11 protein-coding genes and 2 tRNA genes are annotated in these 13,238 nt (G+C 46.5%); 9 read left to right on the top strand and 4 right to left on the bottom strand.

Translation table 11 applies throughout. The features are described from left to right. The first annotated feature begins 79 nt into the window (after positions 1 to 79). Complete coding sequence (gene crtR, locus QH73_RS09955) at positions 80 to 1,006, top strand: beta-carotene hydroxylase (RefSeq protein WP_039716558.1); 927 nt, start codon at positions 80 to 82, stop codon at positions 1,004 to 1,006. A gap of 112 nt (positions 1,007 to 1,118) precedes the next feature. Here crtR and QH73_RS09950 read toward each other — a convergent pair whose 3' ends face one another. After that, positions 1,119 to 1,766 carry an MBL fold metallo-hydrolase gene (locus QH73_RS09950; RefSeq protein WP_039716559.1) on the bottom strand — a complete coding sequence of 216 codons (648 nt, stop codon included), beginning with the start codon at positions 1,764 to 1,766 and terminating at the stop codon, positions 1,119 to 1,121. 175 nt (positions 1,767 to 1,941) lie between these two features. Here QH73_RS09950 and QH73_RS09945 point away from each other — a divergent pair, with 175 nt between their 5' ends. The 3 genes from QH73_RS09945 (at position 1,942) to QH73_RS09935 (ending at position 5,073) form a co-directional block, all read left to right on the top strand. Then, positions 1,942 to 3,420 (top strand): site-2 protease family protein, encoded by a 1,479-nt coding sequence (locus QH73_RS09945; protein WP_039716560.1) that lies wholly within the window; start codon positions 1,942 to 1,944, stop codon positions 3,418 to 3,420. 66 nt (positions 3,421 to 3,486) lie between these two features. Further along, entirely contained in the window at positions 3,487 to 4,854 is a 1,368-nt protein-coding gene (gene trmFO / locus QH73_RS09940; protein WP_039716561.1) for an FADH(2)-oxidizing methylenetetrahydrofolate--tRNA-(uracil(54)-C(5))-methyltransferase TrmFO, read from the top strand. Between the two features lie 146 nt (positions 4,855 to 5,000). Further along, positions 5,001 to 5,073: transfer RNA gene (locus tag QH73_RS09935), tRNA-Arg, on the top strand. Positions 5,074 to 5,081: 8 nt separating this feature from the next. Here QH73_RS09935 and QH73_RS09930 read toward each other — a convergent pair. Continuing rightward, a complete protein-coding gene (locus tag QH73_RS09930) occupies positions 5,082 to 6,275 on the bottom strand; it encodes a sensor histidine kinase (RefSeq protein WP_039716562.1) in 1,194 nt (397 codons plus the stop codon). Here QH73_RS09930 and QH73_RS09925 point away from each other — a divergent pair. From QH73_RS09925 to QH73_RS09905, 5 genes are all read left to right on the top strand, one after another. Beyond that, a complete protein-coding gene (locus tag QH73_RS09925; RefSeq protein WP_165587636.1) occupies positions 6,212 to 6,430 on the top strand; it encodes a hypothetical protein in 219 nt (72 codons plus the stop codon). The genes QH73_RS09930 and QH73_RS09925 overlap by 64 nt on opposite strands. Positions 6,431 to 6,643: 213 nt before the next feature. Next, entirely contained in the window at positions 6,644 to 7,912 is a 1,269-nt protein-coding gene (locus QH73_RS09920) for an efflux RND transporter periplasmic adaptor subunit (RefSeq protein ID WP_132866959.1), read from the top strand. Positions 7,913 to 8,143: 231 nt separating this feature from the next. Beyond that, the gene (locus QH73_RS09915) at positions 8,144 to 9,418 is read left to right on the top strand and encodes an ABC transporter permease (RefSeq protein ID WP_039716563.1); all 1,275 of its coding nucleotides are present in this window, start codon (positions 8,144 to 8,146) and stop codon (positions 9,416 to 9,418) included. Positions 9,419 to 9,456: 38 nt separating this feature from the next. Next, positions 9,457 to 9,538 (top strand) — tRNA-Leu (locus QH73_RS09910). Between the two features lie 830 nt (positions 9,539 to 10,368). Continuing rightward, positions 10,369 to 11,592 carry a saccharopine dehydrogenase family protein gene (locus QH73_RS09905; RefSeq protein ID WP_039716564.1) on the top strand — a complete coding sequence of 408 codons (1,224 nt, stop codon included), beginning with the start codon at positions 10,369 to 10,371 and terminating at the stop codon, positions 11,590 to 11,592. A gap of 1 nt (position 11,593) precedes the next feature. Here the strand turns inward: QH73_RS09905 and QH73_RS09900 are convergent, their stop codons facing one another. Continuing rightward, positions 11,594 to 12,184: a pentapeptide repeat-containing protein gene (locus QH73_RS09900; RefSeq protein WP_039717658.1), complete on the bottom strand. Its 591-nt coding sequence runs from the start codon at positions 12,182 to 12,184 to the stop codon at positions 11,594 to 11,596. 22 nt (positions 12,185 to 12,206) lie between these two features. Then, entirely contained in the window at positions 12,207 to 13,010 is an 804-nt protein-coding gene (locus tag QH73_RS09895; protein WP_039716565.1) for an SDR family NAD(P)-dependent oxidoreductase, read from the bottom strand. Positions 13,011 to 13,238 lie beyond the last annotated feature (228 nt).

Below are 13,238 nucleotides of genomic sequence, written 5' to 3'. Positions count from 1 at the left end.
CAAAACTTTAGTATTCTAGTGAACGTACCATAATAATTTGCAACATAATTTGCAACAACCGATAGCAAAAGGAGTCAAGATGATCGCGTCGGAGGCAAAGAAGCCGCTGACAGTTCCCAAGGAGTTTTTAGCACCTCCTGAGAAAATCAATCCCGATGTGTGGATGTTTCTAGCAGCCATGACTTTATTGGTATTATCCAACTGCGGTTACTGGCTGTGGGAGTGGCAACACTGGTGCTGCTTTACCATTAACGTTCTTGCCATTCATATGTCTGGCACTGTGATTCACGATGCTTGCCACCAAGCTGCCCATCCTAATCGAACGATCAATGCAATTTTAGGGCATGGCAGCGCCATGATGTTAGCTTTTTCGTTTCCCGTATTTACGCGGGTACACCTACAGCACCACGCCCATGTTAACGACCCAGAAAACGATCCAGATCATTTTGTCTCTACTGGTGGTCCTCTCTGGTTAATTAATGCTCGCTTCTTCTATCATGAAGTCTTTTTCTTTCAGCGGCGATTGTGGCGAAAATACGAATTATTAGAGTGGTTTATTAGCCGTGCAATTGTCGCAGCAATTTTTTACATCTCAATTCAATATCACTTTTTGGGTTATATCCTCAATTTTTGGTTTATCCCAACTGCGGTTGTGGGTCTGACTTTGGGATTATTTTTTGACTATCTACCCCATCGCCCATTTAGCGATCGCGGACGTTGGACAAATGCCAGAGTTTACCCCAATCCGGTACTGAATCTATTAATTGGCGGGCAGAATTATCACCTCACTCATCATCTATGGCCCTCAATTCCCTGGTATAAATACCAACCCGCATACCACGCTACCAAACATCTTTTAGATGCCAAAGGCAGTCCTCAAACGCTAGGTATCTGGCAAGGAAAAGATTTTTGGAGTTTTCTCTATGATGTCTTTGTGGGGATTAGGTTTCACAAAGCAAGGGAGCAGGGAGCAGGGAGCGCACGAGCAGTTATCAGTGACCAGTAACCAGTTATCAGTGAAGACAGTAGTTATGACTAACCACTCACTACACCCCACACTTCCCGCACCCCACACCCCACACCCTGACAACTGTTAACTGTCAACTGTCAACTGTCAACTACCAACTACCACAATTCAATCTCTCATAGGCATTGCTAATAAATCGCTGACCCCGCAGAAACCCCGTATTTGCCCCAGGGCAGATGTATTGTAGGGTTTCTGGGGTAAAGCGATCGCAAATCAGTTTGACGCTGCGTAATTGGCGCAACCAGTGAAAAGTTTTTGCCGTTCTCAACGGCGCTGGTTCGCCTTGAAGATTGGGAAGAATATGACGACCAGAGAATAAAATCCCCCCATGCTGCGGGTAGTAAAGACAAGCAGAACCAGGCGAATGTCCGGGTGTCCAGATCGTCTCAATGCCATTTCCCAGGTCGAATTCTCGCTCAAAAGTCGTAACTCTTAATCCCGGCAACAAATAGGCTTCTTGTTCTTGAATGATAATCTCGCAGTTATATGTTGCTTGCAGGTGTCGCGTTTGACCGATCGCACCTCTGTGCGTCATAAATAACCAGCGGACTCCACCTAGAGAATTGAGATATTCCTGATTTACTTCGTCCCAGCTTGGGGAGTCTATCAGAATATTGCCTTGATTTTCTACAATAAGATAAGCAGTTCCTCCTAACGTATCTCTATTGGGTGGAAACGCAAATACGTTATACCAAATTGCTTGTGGTAGTTTGGGAGAACGGGTAGGTTGGTTTTGCAAAGTTCGGGAATGATTAGTGAGGGGTCAAGGTTGAATTTAGAGTCTTATTGCGATCTTATGTGGCGAGAAAAATTATGGCATTGGCACGACAAATAGGAGGTGAAAGATAAGTATTCTCAACTGACTTGTCTACATCGCCTAGACGCGATACCCACTCAGTACAACTGCAACAGACATGGAATTTTGGTTTCTCCTCCTCCTGGGACTATTTACTTATATCATCGTGCGGCGCAGTGTCGCTGGCATGACGCGGACACCCGTTTGGCTGTTATGGCTCGTACTGATGACACCAGCCTTAATTTGGAGCATATGGATGGCAGTCTACGGTCCAGATCAACCGCTGCCTATTGCTCTGGCGATCGGTCCGTTTGTCGTTTGCCCAGTTTTGTACTGGCTGCTGATTCAGTGGGGACGGAGAGGGATGTCACCCGCGCCACCAACTGCTAACCCAGCAGCAGTCAATTCTAACCCAGAACCAACACCAGAACCGACACCAGTTCGCCCGATCGAGCCAGCAGAAGAAGCTCAACTGAGGGATTGCTTTCCTTGGTCAGCTTTCTACATTCACAATATTGAATATCGACCCCAAGCCGTGATCTGTCGCGGACAACTCCGCACTTCTCCGACAGATGCTTACGAGAAAATTCGCCGAAATATTGAAAATCAATTTGGCGATCGCTTTTTAGTCCTATTGCAGGAAGGACTCAACAGCAAACCTTTCTTTGCCCTAGTTCCCAATCCCCAAGCGCGAAAAGATAGACCAGCGGAGCGATCGCAGCTCTCTAGACCGTTTTTAGCCGTAGGCTTAGTTGCAGCCACTTTATTTACAACTGCCGTCGTTGGCGTGCAATTAGCTAGCTCTAATGTTAGTACCACACCATCAGCAACTATCACTCAATTACATGAAGGATTGCCTTATGCCGTAGCTTTACTGGCGATTTTAGGCATTCACGAAATGGGTCACTATTTAACAGCTAGATTTCATAAAATTCTGGTTACACTACCTTATTTCATTCCTATTCCTTTCTTTCCCGGTACGTTTGGGGCATTTATTCAAATGCGCAGCCCCGTACCCAACCGGAAAGCCTTATTTGATGTTAGTATTGCTGGTCCCGTAGCTGGATTTGTGGCAACATTACCGCTGCTGATCTGGGGTTTAGCAAACTCTCAAGTCGTGCCAATCCCAGAAAAAGCAGGAACTCTCGACCCCGATGCCCTCAACCCAGGATATTCGATTTTACTAGCAGTCTTGAGTAAATTAGCATTAGGCGCTCAACTAACGGCAGATAAAGCGATCGATTTACACCCAGTGGCGATCGCGGGTTTTCTAGGACTCGTAGTCACGGCGCTGAACCTCATGCCCGTAGGACAACTCGATGGCGGTCACATCGTCCATGCTATGTTTGGACAGCGCACTGGAGCCGCGATCGGACAAATTGCGCGGTTTTTGGTTTTAGGATTAGCTTTAGTCCAACCTGGATTTTGGTTGTGGGCGATCATTCTCTTTTTCATGCCCATCGCTGACGAACCAGCCCTCAACGACGTAACCGAACTAGACAACAAACGCGATATCATTGGTCTGCTAGTCTTAGCTTTGCTCGTTTTAATTATCCTGCCAGCACCCAGATTTATTACAAATTTATTACAGATATAGCTAACGGTTGACAGTTGACAGTTAACAGTCAACCGTCAACTGTCAACTACCAATGACAAATGACAAATGACAAATGACAATGTAATTCAAGTTATCGGTGGTGGATTAGCTGGGACAGAAGCAGCTTGGCAAATTGCCCAGGCGGGAATACCAGTTATTTTGCATGAAATGCGTCCGCTGCGATCGAGTCCCGCCCACCATACGGAACATTTAGCAGAATTAGTCTGTAGTAATTCTTTTGGGGCGCAAGCAAGCGATCGCGCTTCGGGATTGTTGCATGAAGAACTACGTCAATTGGGTTCTGTGGTAATAGGTAAAGCTGACAGTCACGCCGTCCCTGCTGGTGGTGCTTTAGCTGTAGATAGAGGACAGTTTAGCCAAGATTTAACTGAAACCCTGTCTCGTCACCCCTTGATTGAATTACGACGGGGCGAACTTCACGCCATTCCAGAGGGAATTGTCGTGTTGGCGACGGGTCCTTTAACCAGTCCCGATTTAGCCGCAGATTTGCACCGCTTCACGGGAATGGAATATCTCAGCTTTTTCGATGCCGCAAGTCCAATTATTGTAGGCGAATCGATTAACCGCGATATTGCTTTTCTCGCTTCTCGCTACGACAAAGGCGATGCAGCCTATCTCAATTGTCCGCTGAATAAAACGCAATACTTGCAATTTTGGCAAGCGTTGTGTGGAGCAGAACAAGCGGAATTAAAGGATTTTGAGCGCGAAAATGCTAAATTTTTTGAAGCTTGTTTACCGATTGAAGAACTTGCCCGACGCGGGGAAGATACCATGCGCTACGGTCCTCTCAAGCCTGTAGGGTTGTTTGATGCCCGCAAGGGAGACTTTCGCGCCCCAGAAAATCAATCAGAACGCCCTTATGCGGTGGTACAACTGCGCCAAGAAGATAAGGCGGGGCAGTTGTGGAATATGGTTGGATTTCAAACGAATTTACGCTGGCGCGAACAAAAGCGGATATTTCAGATGATTCCAGGTTTGGAAAATGCCGAGTTCGTGCGGCTGGGAGTGATGCACCGCAATACGTTTATTAATGCCCCGCAATTATTGCAACCGACATTGCAGTTTAAAAGTCGTCCGACTTTGTTGGGTGCGGGACAATTAATCGGGACGGAAGGTTACACAGCGGCGGCGGCTGGTGGCTGGCTGGCGGGAACGAATGCAGCGAGAATTCTTTTGGGTAAAGATCCGTTGGTTTTACCACCGGCGACAATGATGGGGGCATTATTTGAATTTATCAGTTCTGCTGCTCCAAAACATTTTCAACCGATGCCACCTAATTTTGGCATTTTGCCCGACTTAGGCGAGAAAATTAAGCAGAAACAGCTCAGATACGGCAGGTATCGCGATCGCTCTTTGTCCGATCTTGCCAGTTGGAAGGCTGGGTTATCTTTAGGATTGGCTGGGGTAATTTAGCGATCGAGCTGTAGGGGCGCACAGATGTGCGCCCCTACAAATTTATGTGCGCCATACAAATTCATGGCGATCGCGCCGTAATATTCTAGGTTAAAAAGCGCGATCGCTTGCCATTTAACTTGCTATGCTATAATATCCGAGTGCAAGGGCATATAGCTCAGTGGATAGAGCATCAGATTCCGGTTCTGAGGGTCGGGGGTTCAAATCCCTCTATGCTCGTTTTTTCATCATCTATGTAAAGGAATATCAGCGACAATCGTGCAACCTGAGTTTGGAGCGGTATTAATATTCAATTCACCTCCTAATACTTGGGCGCGATCGCGCATACTTTGCAACCCAAAACCAGTGGTATTTTGACTTAATTGAAATCCCTTCCCATTGTCAGCAATTGTTAATTTTAAATGGTTTTTCGTAACTTGTAATTCAATTTTAACTTCAGTAGCTAACGCATATCTACTAATATTTGTCAATGCTTCTTGGACGATGCGGTAGATCGCTGTAGAAACTTCTATCGTGATGGAATCGACAAGTTGAATTTGACATAAAGGAATAATCCCAGTGGAGCGCCCAAAATCCTCAGCGAGAGATGCGATCGCTTGCTCCAAAGAACGTCCCAACAGGGGATCGCGCAGCGCTGAAACTGACTGGCGCACATCTTGCAAAGCCTGAGAACCTAATTTTTTTGCTTGTGTGAGGAACGTGTAAGCTCTAGTAGAATCGCTCAGCCAAAGTTTTAGTGCCGTTTCCAGTTGAAGGTTGAGTGCTGTTAATGAGTGTCCGAGAGAATCGTGAATTTCCCGTGCAATGCGACTGCGTTCTTGCAAAGTCGCTTGATCTTCAATTCTCAATGCATATTTTCGTAATTGTTCGTTAGCGATCGCCAGTTTTTCTCGACTTTGACGCTCAGCCAAAACTGCATTCATTAACAATAATACAAAAATTAAAACTAACCCAAATAATAATGCTAAGAGGAACGGAAAAAAACGCAACCGTTCTTGAGCCATTGGCGGTGCAGGAATGCGATGAAAACGGCGCTGCAAAGTTAATAGAAAGAAAGTAAAAGATAAACCCGTAATCAATAATCTTCCTGGTAGTTCAAAAATCAGACAACTCCGAGTTACGAGAAGTAAGTAAAGGAAAGGAAACAGACGGATCGCTCGACTACCAGTTAAAGAAGTGAATAAGATTAGGACAATTTCAAATGCAGTATAAATAACTTTGTAGATTAGCTTACCCGTGGGTAATCTCAAACCCATTAATCCAAAACCAGTGATACTGAGTAGCGTTAGCAAAGGAAATCTGGGAAACCGGAGACTGGGATTAGGTAATAATTCAGTCCAAATTGCGATCGCCAATAATGCCCACTCTAGATAGAGCAGAAATGGAAACGGGTGATTCTGAGGTTGAATGGGACGAGTCACAAGGTTTAAAAGTCAAAGGTCAAAAGTCAAAAGTCAAAATTGGGACAAGGGAGAGGGGGGAGACAAGGGAGCAAAACAATTCACGCATTCAAAATTCTCTACACCCCACACACCCCACACCCCACACCCCACACCCTACACCCTTTCTTTACTGATAACTGATAACCATGACTAAAGTCATAGGGCGATCGTGACCTTTTCTACATGAGGTTGAACGAACTAGTTTCTAAGATGGTGGCACAGAATTGGTGTGGTGAGTGTATTGCTGAGCGTGAAGCTAAAATGAAAACTGATTTGCCTGATTCAGGGCGTTCTCATTGCGCGTGAAAGACATAAAGAAAGTAGGAATTACTAAGTGGGTGCTGGGGATGTTCTTGCTTGGCTTCGTAGCCGCAGGTAGCTACATTGTTTATCGTCAAATTGTCATTGTTCCCCGTCAAGCCGCCCAGCGCCAAGCCTTATCTGTTCCAGTAGAACGATTGAATTTATCCGTAACTGTTGCAGCTAATGGCACAATTAAACCAGAGCGATCGATTAATGTCAGCCCTAAAAGTTCGGGAAGGCTGAAAAGCCTGTTGGTAAAAGAAGGAGATTGGGTCAAGCAAGGGCAAATTATCGCCTACATGGATGATTCAAACCTACAAGGACAATTAACCGAAGCCAGGGGAAGATTAGCAGAAGCGCAAGCAAATTTACAAAAATTACTAGCGGGGAATCGCGTTGAAGATATCGCTCAAGCGCAAGCAGAGTTACAAAATACTCAAGCAACCTTAGAAGAAGCAACCTCAAATCTGCGCCAAAACGAGCAGTTATTCGCCTCTGGAGCGATTTCTAGTCGAGACTTAATTACGTCCCGCGCTGCTTACAATAGTGCCAAAGCCGCCGTGGATAGAGCGCAGCAAGCTTTAACATTACAACAAAATGGTTCGCGTCCTGAAGATATCGCCCAAGCCCGCGCTCAAGTCGAACAAGCACGAGGGGCATTACAGAATATTCAAACACAAATTAAGGATACGGCGATCGCAGCTCCTTTTAGTGGTGTAGTAGCGCAAAAATATGCCGATCCCGGTGCTTTCGTCACTCCCACCACCGCAGGTAGTTCTGTATCTGGCGCAACTTCCAATTCTATCTTGGCACTGGCGGCGAACAATCAGGTTGTCGCCAACGTATCAGAAAGTAATATTGCTCAAATTCGCATCGGACAAGAAATTAATTTTCGAGCTGATGCTTATCCCGGCAGAACTTTTAAAGGGCGAGTGATTCAAATCGCCGTTCAATCTACCGTAGAGCAGAACGTCACGAGTTTTCAAGTTAAAGCTGCAATTCTCACCACTCCTCAGCAATTGCGATCGGGAATGAACGTTGATGTTGATTTTAAAGCAGGCGAACTGAAAAATGCGATCGCCGTTCCCACAGTTGCGATCGCCCGTCAGCCCAATGGTACGGGTGTATTTGTTGCTAGCGAGAATAACAATCCCGTTTTCACTCCCATCCAAACCGGAGTGACTGTAAATGACAAAACCCAAGTTTTATCAGGACTAACGGGAACCGAAAAAGTCTTCATTACCTTTCCGCCAGGAACTCGTCCCCAAACCAGAACGCCTGGAATCCCAGGTATGGGGGGTTCGCGACGGTGAACAGTTATCAGTTATCAGTTATGAGTGGCTAGTGGCTAGTGGCTGGTGGCTAGTAGTAAGTGGGGTGTGGGGTGTGGGGTGTAGTGGAGAGAATTCGGAATTTGGAATTCGGAATTCGGAATTAATGCGTGAATGCGTGAATTTTGAATTTTGAGCTGCTCCCTCAGCTCCCGATCGCTCCCTCAGCTCCCTCAGCCTTCTTCCCCGATTCCCGACTCCCGATTATTCATCATGTTCAAAAAACAACCTATTCCCAAGCAATCTAACACCGTGTCAACTGCTGAAGTTGTCGGGATGGCGGCGGAATCTTTATGGAACCATAAGTTACGCACGGGATTGACAATGCTGGGTGTAATTATTGGTATTTCTTCCGTGATTTCTATTACTTCGGTAGGACAAGGAGTACAAAAATCTACCGAGCAACAAATTCAAGCTTTGGGTACGAATGTGATGCTCGTCCTTGCTGGTGCGTCTACGACTGGTGGCGGGATTAATCAAGGGGTGGGTTCGGCTTCAACTTTGACTTGGGAAGATGCTAAAGCAGTATCGCAACAGGCTCCAGCAGCGATTGGAGTGACTGCTTTTTTACAACGTCAGTTTCAAGTTGTCTATGGCGGACAGAATATTTCTACTAGCGTTCTCGGGACGGATTTATATTACTCTGAGGTGAAAAATATTCGCCCCCAAGTCGGACAATTTTTTACTCAAGCAGATTTAGATGCAGCTCAGCCAGTTGTAGTGTTGGGTTCTAAGGTGCGAGATCAACTGTTCGGTGCAGAAGTTAATCCAGTAGGAGCCGATATTCGCATTCAGCGACAAAGTTATAAGGTACTGGGGGTAATGGAGCCAAAAGGCGCGGTTGGGGGTCAAGATCAAGACGATCGCGTATACGTACCGTTAACGAATATGTCGGCGCGGTTGGTAGGAAATAATGCTTTGACTGGAGTTTCCATCAACGGATTTTGGTTAGCAGCTAGTAACGAGACGCAGTTAGATGCAGCACAATTTCAAGTCACGAACCTCTTACGCTTGCGTCACAATATCTATCCACCGCAAGCCGATGATTTTCGGATTATCAATCAGGTCGATATTATCAACACGTTTAGTAGTGTAGTAGGACTATTTACCGTGATGGTAGTGGCGATCGCGGGGATTTCCCTAGTCGTTGGCGGGATCGGGATTGCCAATATCATGCTGGTTTCAGTTGTCGAACGGACAAAAGAAATTGGTATTCGCAAAGCTGTAGGCGCGACTAATGCGGCGATTTTAATTCAGTTTTTAGCCGAAGCGGTTGTTGTCTCTGTAGTTGGTGGAGGGATGGGAATTGGGTTAGGGGTGGCGATCGCGGCTACTGCTGCTAATATTTTCAAATTTCCCCTCATCGTATCGTTGTGGTCGATCGCGAGTGGGTTTGGGCTTTCTTTCGTCGTCGGACTGCTAGCGGGAGTCATCCCAGCTCGGAATGCTGCTAAATTAGATCCCATTGCCGCTTTGAGAAGCGAGTAAAAATCTTTTATTCTCTGCTATAATCGTAAAGCCGATATGCGGATGTGGCGGAATTGGCAGACGCGCTAGATTTAGGTTCTAGTACCGAGAGGTGTGAAGGTTCAAGTCCTTTCATCCGCATTCCCTCTCTCTTCAAGCCTTTCAAGCTTTTACACCAATTCGTAAGATCTACACAACGGGCATCAGGTATCGCCTCGAACTAATTCCACATTTAACTACACTTTCGCTTCATTAGTTGGACAGGTTGTCTTTGCACTCAAAATATTTTTAGAGAAAGTTGATCCGGCAATTCCTATTTCTCCAAAATTAAAGCAGCCCCAGAATAACAACACACGCCAGGGCTGCTGACAACAAACAATACACTCACACATAAAAGTGCATTGCACACGTTGGTATCGTACTATAAAACATTTGTACTATGCAAGCATTAGCGTGACAACCATCAAAGCAGACGAGTAAGGATGCACTAGCTAGAGCGATGGCGATCGTATTTTTATGACATTGGGTTGATTTTTGCTCTACGGATACTTGTAGTTGGGGGCGCGATAACTTCGTTGTTCGTGACTAAAAGCGATCGAGTTGAGGGAAAAATTGTAATTTATGTCGTTCTTATGACATAAAACTACATATAGGTTGAAACTTAAAGAAAAGCAGAATATTCAGCGAGTAGGAGCGATCGCCCAATTGCTAAAACAGTAGTAGAAAGAGCGATCGCTTGGATAGATCGGCAACTAGAAGTCTTGGGGATAAAACTAACATGACCATTACTGCAATAGAACTGCCGATGGAGAAGAATCTCTGATTGATATAGCCAATGCCATCAGACGCATTTTGCGCTACATAGATGGAATCGGTCGAGCAGAACTAGAAACTAATGATGAAAAGTTGTCTGCAATACTCTATCAAATTACAATTCGTGTAGCTAAATTTATGAATGAGGATGCCGTTCGATGACCGCTCGTCCATACGATGTCGTGCTTTACGGCGCTAGTGGTTTTACTGGAAAGCAAACAGTGCAATACTTTGCCCAGCACGTAACTCCAGGCGAAGTACGTTGGGCGATCGCAGGTCGTAACCGTGAAAAACTCGAACAGGTAAAGGCGCAAGTTGGTGTCAATGTCGATGTATTAGTCGCAGACAGCCAAGATACAACTGCCATAGATAACATCGTGTCCCAGACACGGGTACTGCTCAATACGGCAGGACCATTCGCTCTCTATGGCAATAAAATTGTTGATGCCTGCGTGCGCTTCAAAACCCACTATGTTGACATTACAGGCGAGACTCCTTGGGTGAAGGAACTCTGCGATCGCTACCACGACAGAGCCGCAGCCGATGGTACTCGCATTATTCCCTGCTGTGGTTTTGATTCCGTGCCTTCGGATTTGGGGACTTACCTGATTGTCCGCTACATCCAACAAGAACTGGGAACATCCTGCCGAGCGGTGAAAGCTTACTATCAAGCTATAGGCGGATTTAACGGTGGGACTCTAGCTTCTGCTTTTAACCTCTATGATTCGGCTCAGCTAAGTCAAGTCAGCAATCCTTTCCTACTCGATCCAGCAGGCGATCGCTCCCCAGAAGAAATAGAACGCAATCGAGATCCACAATTCCCGCAATACGATCCCGATATTGATACGTGGGTAGCGCCATTTTTCATGGGTGCGATTAATACCCGCGTGGTACGCCGCAGCAGTGCCTTATACAGTCAGTGGCAAGAACCATACGGCGTTGACTTTACCTACCAGGAATATCTGAAGTTTGACCCCCCGCTAGGATGGCTACCAGCAGTTGGGATTACGGCTGCAACGGCTCTATTTACAGGTGCAATCCAGCAACCGCCAATCCGTAATCTGCTGCAACCCCTTTTACCCCAACCAGGTAACGGTCCATCGGAGAAAACAATGAACGAGGGATGGTTTCGCTGCGAACTTTTAGGATTGACGAGCGACGGATGCAAAGTACGGGGGCTGATTGGCGATCGCGGCGATCCTGGCAATCGCGCCACGGTAAAATTTTTGTGCGAGTCAGCACTGTGTTTGGCTTTGAATCGAGACAAACTACCTGGCGGTTGGCAATGTGGGGGCATCCTCACCCCTGCAACTGGACTCGGTGACGTTCTGGCAGAGCGATTGCGCCATGCAGGTATGACTGTCGAGCTTGGAGTAGCTTGAGTCAAGAGATGCGATCGCCTCTAATCTGGGCGATCGCACCCCTCAAGCAAGCACCACTAAGATCGATCTCGCTCGTATTTGCGCCGGTTAAATCTGCCCTCGATAAGTTTGCAAAGCTTAAGTCAGCTCCACTCAAATTAGCATCGCTCAAATCTGCCGCAGTCAAGTCAGCTCCGCTAAGATTTGCGCCACTGAGGTTAGCCCCTCTCAACTTTGCCCAGCCGAAATTTATTTGACTGAGATTGAGATGACTGAGATCGGCGCACATGAGATTGGCATTGATAAAGTGTCTGTCTCCAACTGCGTAGCGCCGTTTTAATGTCTCAACACTTAGTTTGGGTAATAAAGTACAAGACTTACCGCTGTCACACCATCTAGCTTCCACCAAGCTAGCAGCAGTTTTAATTGCTATTTCATCCGAGCTAGGTATGACCACACTATTACACTCATCCCATTCACCGTTGAGCATGAAAGCAACATTATAGGCTGCATCATGTGAATCGAATAAGAGAACGCGATGTTCCCCAGAGCGATCGCTCAATCTAACGATCGCGTCTCTCAAAAATGACCACTTTTGCCGTAAGTCTTTCATGCTCTCGATCTCCATCACAAAATTAATTGCTAGCCGATCCTGGCTCAGTCAGCTTGCGGTGCATTTCGGCGTTGACGGTATCGGGCAAGACCTTGCTCACCGCACCCTGAATTTTGGTCGCGAGCGACCCAGCGATTATGCTATCCTTACCTTTCATCAGGGCTTCAAATCCCTGCTTGGCAACCTCAGCCGGATCGTCCTTCTTATTTGCACCTACGTTAGTATCGTCCATTCCCGCGCGGTGGAAAAAGTTAGTCTCAGTCGGTCCAGGCATGAGCGCAGTTACAGTTACGCCTGTGTCCTTCAACTCGTTGCGCAACCCTTCCGAGAAGGATTGGATAAAAGCTTTAGAAGCTGCATAGACTGCCTCAAAGGAACCAGGCATCAGGGCGGCGATCGATGACGTGAAAAGAATTCGACCCTTGCCGCGATTTACCATATCCTTGACAACCCGCTTGGCAAGATGGACGGACGAGACAACGTTGAGATTAATTAAATTGAGTTCGTCTTGTAGATCGGTTTCGCGGGCAAAATCGCCGCCAACACCAACACCTGCGTTAATGGCGATCGCATCTACCGCTCGATTAGTGTCTTGAATCTTCTTATATAGCGCCTCAACACCGTCATAGGTAGCGAGATCCGCCTGCACCGTCTCGACTTTTGCATCCATCCCTGCCAACATCTGAGCAACTTCGTTCAGGTTTGAACTATTCGCTGCGATCAGGAGATCGAAGCCGTTTTGGGCGAACTGTTTGGCAAGTTCGTAGCCGATCCCGCTGGAAGCACCTGTGACGACAGCTAAGGGACGGGTGAATGAATTATCCATAAGTGGTGAAAAACTGCATACTTCTAACCCTTACAATCCTAGAAACACAACAATGCGATCGCGTCTTTCCAATGAAGTAGTACCACTGTGCCTTTTAGAGGAGTTTCGATCGAGGACAACACTGGCAGCCTACACTTCCTCCTTTACCAAGCCCATTTGTCATTGTCACAGATTCGATCCCCTCTAGCCCCCTCACAATGAGTGAAACAATGCCCCCCTTTTTAAGGG

The sequence above is a fragment of the Scytonema millei VB511283 genome (genome assembly GCF_000817735.3).
Lineage (GTDB): Bacteria > Cyanobacteriota > Cyanobacteriia > Cyanobacteriales > Chroococcidiopsidaceae > Chroococcidiopsis > Chroococcidiopsis millei_B.
Note: the sequence above shows the minus strand (reverse complement) of the source record. Positions and strands in the feature narration are given on the sequence as shown.

Bases quoted from the DNA above. Each gene is read 5' to 3' on its own strand.
- crtR (WP_039716558.1), top strand. From the start codon at position 80: ATGATCGCGTCGGAGGCAAAGAAGCCGCTGACAGTTCCCAAGGAGTTT.
- QH73_RS09945 (WP_039716560.1), top strand. From the start codon at position 1,942: ATGGAATTTTGGTTTCTCCTCCTCCTGGGACTATTTACTTATATCATC.
- trmFO (WP_039716561.1), top strand. From the start codon at position 3,487: ATGACAAATGACAATGTAATTCAAGTTATCGGTGGTGGATTAGCTGGG.
- QH73_RS09925 (WP_165587636.1), top strand. From the start codon at position 6,212: ATGCCCACTCTAGATAGAGCAGAAATGGAAACGGGTGATTCTGAGGTT.
- QH73_RS09920 (WP_132866959.1), top strand. From the start codon at position 6,644: ATGTTCTTGCTTGGCTTCGTAGCCGCAGGTAGCTACATTGTTTATCGT.
- QH73_RS09915 (WP_039716563.1), top strand. From the start codon at position 8,144: ATGTTCAAAAAACAACCTATTCCCAAGCAATCTAACACCGTGTCAACT.
- QH73_RS09905 (WP_039716564.1), top strand. From the start codon at position 10,369: ATGACCGCTCGTCCATACGATGTCGTGCTTTACGGCGCTAGTGGTTTT.
- QH73_RS09900 (WP_039717658.1), bottom strand. From the start codon at position 12,184: ATGAAAGACTTACGGCAAAAGTGGTCATTTTTGAGAGACGCGATCGTT.
- QH73_RS09895 (WP_039716565.1), bottom strand. From the start codon at position 13,010: ATGGATAATTCATTCACCCGTCCCTTAGCTGTCGTCACAGGTGCTTCC.